At 60.2% G+C, this 6,642-nt stretch carries 5 protein-coding genes and 1 pseudogene; 5 read left to right on the top strand and 1 reads right to left on the bottom strand.

Annotated elements, in window-relative coordinates; genetic code table 11:
- A pseudogene (locus tag PY649_RS19110) lies at positions 1 to 253 on the top strand (AhpC/TSA family protein); the annotation flags it as partial.
- Positions 254 to 331: 78 nt separating this feature from the next.
- A complete protein-coding gene (locus PY649_RS19105) occupies positions 332 to 961 on the top strand; it encodes a methylated-DNA--[protein]-cysteine S-methyltransferase (RefSeq protein ID WP_285870186.1) in 630 nt (209 codons plus the stop codon).
- 283 nt (positions 962 to 1,244) lie between these two features.
- Here the strand turns inward: PY649_RS19105 and tkt are convergent, their stop codons facing one another.
- Positions 1,245 to 3,221 carry a transketolase gene (gene tkt, locus PY649_RS19100; RefSeq protein ID WP_432761376.1) on the bottom strand — a complete coding sequence of 659 codons (1,977 nt, stop codon included), beginning with the start codon at positions 3,219 to 3,221 and terminating at the stop codon, positions 1,245 to 1,247.
- A gap of 433 nt (positions 3,222 to 3,654) precedes the next feature.
- Between tkt and PY649_RS19095 the strand changes: the two genes are divergently transcribed.
- The 3 genes from PY649_RS19095 to gorA all read left to right on the top strand — a co-directional run bounded on the left by PY649_RS19095 (position 3,655) and on the right by gorA (position 6,572).
- Positions 3,655 to 4,353, top strand: coding sequence for a DUF1993 domain-containing protein (locus tag PY649_RS19095; RefSeq protein ID WP_285870185.1), 699 nt, complete (start codon positions 3,655 to 3,657; stop codon positions 4,351 to 4,353).
- A gap of 175 nt (positions 4,354 to 4,528) precedes the next feature.
- Positions 4,529 to 4,852, top strand: a complete 324-nt coding sequence (locus tag PY649_RS19090; protein WP_285870184.1) for a hypothetical protein — start codon at positions 4,529 to 4,531, stop codon at positions 4,850 to 4,852.
- A 280-nt stretch (positions 4,853 to 5,132) separates the two neighbouring features.
- A complete protein-coding gene (gene gorA, locus PY649_RS19085; protein ID WP_285870192.1) occupies positions 5,133 to 6,572 on the top strand; it encodes a glutathione-disulfide reductase in 1,440 nt (479 codons plus the stop codon).
- Positions 6,573 to 6,642: the final 70 nt, after the last annotated feature.

Raw genomic sequence — 6,642 nt, 5'->3', positions numbered from 1 at the left:
GCCGCTCACGGTGGCCCGGCAATGGGGACTCTATATTTCCTCATCGCGTGGAAAGTCATCGATCAACGTCGAAGAGCCGCCGCTATTTTCGGAGCCGGGCGTGTTCCTCGTTCGACCGGACGGTACTTTGTATTACAGCGCGGTTCAAACGATGCCGTTCGCACGTCCGCTGTTTTCGGAATTGCTTCAGGCGATCGACTTCGCCATCCACAAAGATTATCCGGCGCGCGGCGAGTATGACGGCCCGCTCTGAGCGACGTCGGCTTAGCTGCTATCGTATGGTCACGCCATAGGCTGCTATTTTACCTCAATAATCGTTTGGAAAACGCCGATGCCGAAGCGGCCCGACTACATCAACGGTGACGCCTGCCACGTCATGACAGGTTATCCGGAAGATCGAGCGACAACGGAGCCAATCCGCTATGTCTTCTCGCACAGCACGCTCGGAGTGCTGCTGTTGGCTGCGAGCAAAAAAGGGGTGGTAACGGTCCTGCTGGGCACTGACACCATTCCCCTGACCAAGCTTCTGCGGGAGCGGTTTTCGCTAGCCGACGTTCAGCCTGGGCATTGGCTGGAGGACGAGCTCGCAATGCGTGTCGCGCACTTCATCGAAGCCCCCTCTCGCGGGCTGAATGTGCCGCTTGACCTGCGTGGTTCCAGATTCCAGCACCGTGTCTGGGAGGTCATCCGGGACATTCCCATCGGCGAGACTTCAACCTACGCGGCTATTGCGCATCAAATCGGCGCGCCAACCGACGAGCATGCGGTCGGCCTAGCCTGCGCGGCGAACGAGTTGGCCATCGTAGTGCCCTGTCATCGTGTCGTTGACGAGGGCGCGCAGTCGGGGTCGCGATACAGGTGGGGTCGTTCAAGACAGCTGGTGTTGCTGACGCGCGAACAAGCGATCTTTGACGACAACGCAGCCGACAGAGAGGCGCTGAATGGTGCGCGGCTTCCTTAATGTCGTGTCGAGGCAGAGCGTTCGGCGCAAGCGGACTCAAAACGGGTTTGGGGATTTCTGGAAAGAATTCCCAGAGCGCCGGGAATCTGATGCGTTGACGCCGACGGAACGGCAACTTGCCGAAACCCGCGACCACGCTTTCATCGACAGCGTGGCCGAAAACAGTTGGCCCTGTGTTCAACACCGGTGCGAATACTCCGATTAGAGATTCTCGATGCCGGCGATGGCGCACGCTGTCGCGCGAGGCATAAGTCAGATTGCCTCGACGCGACGCATGGTTCACTCACAGCTTGTGCTGCGAGATACCGTGGTGGGCCATTCGCACAATGGCTTCGGTCGTGATACCAAACTTCTCGAAGACGTCTTTCGCCTTGCCTGACGCACCGAATTCGGTGAGACCGACAAAGTAGCCGCTTTCGCCGATATACCGGTCCCAGGAGTCTCGGATTCCCGCCTCTACCGCTACCCTGATCCCGGAATTTCCGAGGACTGCGCGCCTGTACTCCTCAGGTTGCTGCTCGAATAACAGTCTGCATGGCATGGAGATTACGCGAGTAGGCACTCCCTCCTCCTGAAGGATCTCATGGGCTTCCGTCGCCAGATGAAGCTCCGATCCCGCGGAAAGGAGGGTGACCACGGGCTCCTCGCCGTCTGCTTCCAGGATCACGTAGGCCCCTTTCGCCGACTTATTCCCCTGGGAATGGTCACGGCGGACCGGCGGCAGGTTCTGCCTGGAGAGCGCGATCAGCGATGGGCCTTCCTTGCGCTCGAGGATCGCTTGCCAGCACTCAGCTGTTTCGATGCCGTCGGCGGGCCGGAACACCGCAAGGTGGGGAATGGCTTTGAGGGCGCTCAGTTGCTCGACAGGCTGGTGCGTCGGGCCGTCCTCGCCGAGGCCAATCGAGTCGTGCGTCATGACGAATACAGTCGGCGCGCGCATCAGCGCGGCCAACCGGATGCTGGGCCTGCAATAATCCGAAAATGCCAGAAATGTTCCGCCATAGGGCCGCAGGCCGCCATGCAGGGCGATCCCGTTCATCGCCGCAGCCATACCATGCTCGCGCACGCCATAGTGGAGGTACGAACCCGAGAATTTCCCCGGTTCAATTTCCTTCTGGCTGTTCGTCTTCACGTTGTTGGATGGGGTCAAGTCGGCTGACCCGCCAATCAGTTCAGGCATCACGGCGGTCAAGTGCTCGAGGACCAAGCCGCTCGCCTTGCGGGTCGCCATCTCGGTATCCGTACCGCTCATCTCATCGAGGGCTTGCGCGATTGCCGTCCGCCACTGTATCGGCAACAGCCCGTGCATTCGACGCTCGAAGTCGATTTTGACTGGAATGGGGGAGGTCTCCAATCGGTTCAGCCATTGCTGCCGCACCGCTTCTCCCCTCGCTCCGACAGCGCGCCACGCGTCAATCAGCGGTTCCGGAATTTCGAAAGGCTTGGAATTCCATCCGAGCAACTCGCGGGCACCGGAGACTTCGTCCTCGCCCGGCGTGTCGCTATGCGCCTTGCGCGTCCCGGAGATCGTCGGGAACCCGAAGCCGATGACGGTCTTGCATGAAATGAGCGACGGACGATCCGTAACCGCCTGAGCATTGCGTATGGCCTCCCTGATCGCATCGGTGTCGTGCCCGTCGATTTCCTGGACGTGCCAGTTTGACCCGGCAAACCGAGCGGCTTGGTCGTCGGAGACCGCAAGCGAAGTTGGGCCGTCGATCGTGACGGCATTATTGTCGAAGAACGCGATCAGCTTGCCGAGCTTCAGGTGACCTGCAAGCGAAATGGCCTCCTGGCTGATGCCTTCCATCAGACAGCCGTCCCCCATGAAAACGTAGGTAAAATGGTCTTGCAGGCCGTCCCCGAAGGTCGCGTTGAGCACGCGTTCGGCGATGGCAAAGCCGACAGCATTCCCTACCCCCTGGCCAAGAGGCCCCGTTGTCGTCTCAATGCCCGGGATGTGCCAGTACTCGGGGTGTCCGGGTGTCTTGCTGTCGACCTGTCGGAACCTTCGCATGTCGTCCATCGTGATGCCTTCGTATCCCGTCAGGTAAAGGAGGCTGTAGAGCAGAAGGCAGCCGTGTCCATTGGAGATGACGAATCTGTCCCGGTCTGGCCAGGAAGGGTTCTTGGGGTCAAATTTCATGAAGTCGCGGAACAGCACGGTCGCGATGTCCGCCATTCCCATGGGCATGCCCGGGTGCCCACTCTTCGCGTTCTGGACGGCGTCGGCGGCGATGAACCGAATGCAGTTGGCCATATCGCGCAGCAGTGGATCCCGTGGGGCCGGAAATTTTTTGGGCTGTCCGCTCGTTACATCAGTCGGCATGGTCTGAGCCTTCTTTGAGATGGTGTTCGGTAATGCAAGCCCGGCATTCATTTGGCTTGTCGTCGATGTGGCCGCGGGCTCTCGCTCTTACCTGATCGCGTTATCAACGATATGCACAAGCTCGAGGCAGGCGGCATTCCAGCAAAGCCAATCGGGCGAAGCCGGGCCAATGAAACGTTGGAATAGATCCGATAACCAATTCTACGCCTGTTTCGAACGCGCCAATCTTTTCCTGAAAAAAAAGCCCTCAACGGCGCTCTCGAGTCGCCGCCCGAGATCTGTTCGCGGCACGTTTCCAAGCAATTCTAAAAGATTATCGCCCCGGAGTCTCGCATAGCCTCGTTGCTGTCGGTTGGCGGCGGGAATGGAAACCATCTCCATCGGTTATTGGCGTGGCCCGACAGCCAATCCTACACTGAGGCCTCGAACACGCCGCCAGCGCGGGCAAAAGCCATCTAGAGGATTTTTCAATGTTTCCACGGGAAGCGAGAATGACCGTGATGGCTTTGATTTCAGAAGGAATCTGGCAATGAGTTTCAGTGTCTTCGACACCATTATTCCCGGCATGGCACACGGTTTTGCCGTGCTGGATACCTATCTCGACCACGGCAAGGCGTTTGAGGAAGAAAAGGGCCTCCAGCTCGGCGAAGTGTTGCGCGCGCGGCTCGCGCCTGACATGCTGACCTTCGGAGAACAGTTTAGCGTGGTCGCAAATAAGGTGGAACGACACATGTCGTTCCTCATTGGCCGGGATCCCACTGCGCCCCTTGACGTCGAGCAGACTTATACCGCCCTCAAAGCCCGCGTGACAGGCGTTCGTTCATTCCTGCACTCGATAACGCCTGAGCAGCTCAGCGGAGCGGAATCTCGCACATACGAGATCACGCCACCTATTGTCCGTGGCTGGTTCGGCGGCGCCGACTACATTTTTTACCTGGTGATCCCCGACTTCTACTTTCACGTCGCCACGGCGCACGACATCCTCCGGCATCTCGGCGCGCGTGTGGGCAAGCGAGACTACCTCGGATGGCTCAATATGGAAAATCCGGGCGGATACTCGTGAGCGTCTACAGCGTCGAATGGCGGGCCACGCCGCTAGAGGCGCGATCTGAAAATCCGCCCGTCCGACGCTTGGGGATCTTGTGCCTTACCGGCCGATCAAGACCGTGCTGCCGGGCCTGCGGGGCGACAAACTAGACCAGGTGCCAGAAAAAACAACTTATCAAAGGAGGCGTCGAATGCGTCCGTCACACAATGAGAAGACTACTTTCCTGGTATTGCTCCAGTCCGACATCAATCGGGGATACATGTGTAACTACAACGACATCCAGCGAGAGCTCGTGCGGCTCGGCGATGACGTGGTTGAGTTTCGTACCGACACCTGGTTTGTCGAATCCCAACTGAGCGCCGGCGAGATCAGCGCCGAGTTGCGGCGCAACCTTAGCGGCGCCGAGAGCCTGTTCGTCGCGGCGCTCGGGTCGGACGTATCCTTTTTCGGTATCCTGCCCGAGAAGATTGCGGCGGTTGCGCGGCACTCCGTCGAGGCTAAGCCGAACGTCTAGACAGGGCCTGTCGCGAGGCGCCTCGTATTCCCGCGTTCGATCGGGCCGACCCTCAGCCCGGTGAACCCGGATCGCGCCAGGCACGACACGGAAAGTCCGGAATGGGATGCCGTAAGCCCGAAGCCCTGCCGCAAACGCCGACGTGCAAGCCCAGAAGCCCCGAGAATGACCTACCCCTCCATCTCATGGCGGGATGCAAGGGGAATGCTTAGCCGGCACTTGATATGAACCGATTGGAACCAACGTGAACAACTTAGACTCCGAACAGAGGCTCGCGGACCTGCCCTCATCGTCTGCAGAGAATCCCGCATCGCGAGAAGCGCCGTCACTCAAATTCGACGCTGATCTTTTCGTGATCGGCGGGGGATCCGGTGGGATTCGCGCAGCGCGCGTCGCCGCGAGCCACGGCGCTCGCGTAATGCTCGCGGAGGAGTCCCGCCTGGGTGGGACATGCGTCATCAGGGGTTGCGTGCCCAAGAAGCTCTTTGTCTACGCGAGCCGTTTTGGCGACGCGCTCGACGAGGCGGCGGACTTCGGCTGGAAGATCTCGCCTCCCAGTTTCGAGTGGCCTTCGCTGGTGGCGGCCAAGGACAAGGAAATCGCGCGTCTCGAGGGCCTGTATGCGCAGGGGCAATCCAAGGCGGGTGTCGAGGTTGTCCATTCGCGCGCAATGCTGGAGGACGCACACACAGTACGCCTCGCCGACGGCCGCAGCGTCCGAGCTCGCATCATCTTGATTGCGACTGGCGCAAAGCCCGAGCTTCCGCCATTCGAGGGCATGGAGTTGGGCATTACCTCTGACACGGCCTTCGACCTCAAGGTGTTGCCGCGACGCCTCGTCATCGGCGGCGCCGGCTACATCGCGGTGGAGTTCGCGGGATTGTTCGCGGCGCTTGGCAGTGACGTCACGATCGTCTGTCGCGGAAGCAATGTCTTGCGAGGATTCGACGAAGACGTGCGTCAAGCGATAGCGGCGTCCTACACAAATCGCGGGATCAAGATCCTGCTGGGCGACAGCATCAAGCGCCTGGCGTCCGGAAAGGTGGACGGAGACGGACAAAAGCCGGCCACAATCGATGTCGTCACCGAGCAAGGCGCACGCCTCAAGGCCGATCAGGTGCTGCTGGCGTTCGGGCGGACACCCAACACCATCGGGCTTGGATTAGACCGTGTCGGCGTGAAGACGGATGAGAAAGGTGCAATCATCGTCGACGCGAACTCGCGCACCAGCGTTCCCAGTATCTTCGCCGTCGGCGACGTCTCGAACCAAGTCAACCTGACGCCGGTGGCGATCCGCGAAGGCCACGCCTTCGCCGACAGCGTCTTTGGGGGCAAGCCCTGGCAGGTCGACTACGCCAATGTGCCGACGGCCGTATTCTCAAGCCCGGAGATCGGAACGGTCGGACTGACAGAGCTGGAGGCGCGCGCCGAATATGCTGTCGTCGACGTCTACAAAGCACGCGTCCGCCCGCTGGCGGCGGGTGTAACAAGAGACTGCGAGATCGCGCTGCTCAAGCTGGTGGTCGACGGCGAGAGTGACCGCATTCTCGGCGTACATCTCTTCGCCGAAGACGCAAGCGAGCTGATCCAAGTCCTGTCAATCGCATTGGAAAGCGGCGCGACCCGGGCGGACTTCATGTCGACCATGGCCGTGCATCCCACATTCGCCGAGGAACTGCTTGCAATGCAGACACCGACGGTCCGGTACGATCGCCGGTAGTCGACAGAGCCGTTGACATGGCTCTTTCCGATCAGTCGGAAGGTCGGCGATGGACGCACGCTTCTTCCAT

Source organism: Rhizobium mayense, assembly GCF_030272705.1.
Classification (GTDB): Bacteria; Pseudomonadota; Alphaproteobacteria; order Rhizobiales; family Rhizobiaceae; genus Rhizobium; species Rhizobium mayense.
The sequence above is the reverse complement of the archived record's forward strand: the minus strand, read 5'-3'. Positions and strand labels throughout refer to the sequence as shown.

Excerpts from the sequence above, each read along its gene's own strand:
- PY649_RS19105 (WP_285870186.1), top strand. The coding sequence starts at position 332 with ATGCCGAAGCGGCCCGACTACATCAACGGTGACGCCTGCCACGTCATG.
- tkt (WP_432761376.1), bottom strand. The coding sequence starts at position 3,221 with ATGGCCAACTGCATTCGGTTCATCGCCGCCGACGCCGTCCAGAACGCG.
- PY649_RS19095 (WP_285870185.1), top strand. The coding sequence starts at position 3,655 with ATGGAAACCATCTCCATCGGTTATTGGCGTGGCCCGACAGCCAATCCT.
- PY649_RS19090 (WP_285870184.1), top strand. The coding sequence starts at position 4,529 with ATGCGTCCGTCACACAATGAGAAGACTACTTTCCTGGTATTGCTCCAG.